Source organism: Sulfitobacter sp. HI0027, assembly GCF_001634775.1.
GTDB lineage: Bacteria > Pseudomonadota > Alphaproteobacteria > Rhodobacterales > Rhodobacteraceae > Sulfitobacter.
Genome location: NZ_LWER01000316.1, coordinates 1 through 399 on the forward strand (window position 1 = coordinate 1; position 399 = coordinate 399).

The following is a 399-nucleotide window of genomic DNA, read 5'->3' on the forward strand; positions in this document are numbered from 1 at the left end:
GCATAGTTTGGTGCTTATAACTGATTTGTAATCAGTAGGTCCGCGGTTCTTATCTTACCTTGACATTAGAACGCATTAAAACAGCCCTACACCTCTACCAAATGCTTGAAGCCGTTAACGTTTCCTGACCTTACTGCGCGTATTGACATGCACACCTTAATGTGTATCGTCGGAGCCCCTTTTGGAGGCACTGGAACAAATGAAGAACTTTACACGAGTCCGCTCTAAATGGGGAAAATATGACACCCTTAGGTTGATTGATGACGATGGAGAATTTCTGGATGTCATGGACACGTTTGTGGCCGCACTCATCAAACGCGGAGAAGCTTCTGCGACCGTAGACAGATACTCAAATGTAGTTGCCCAGTTTTTAGACTACCTAGTCGAGGTCGGAGTGTT

General features: G+C 45.4%; 1 protein-coding gene. It reads left to right on the top strand.

The window, feature by feature from the left end; genetic code table 11:
• Positions 1-181 precede the first annotated feature (181 nt).
• On the top strand, positions 182-399 hold a 218-nt coding region (locus A3722_RS24910), incomplete at its 3' end, for a hypothetical protein (protein ID WP_236627449.1).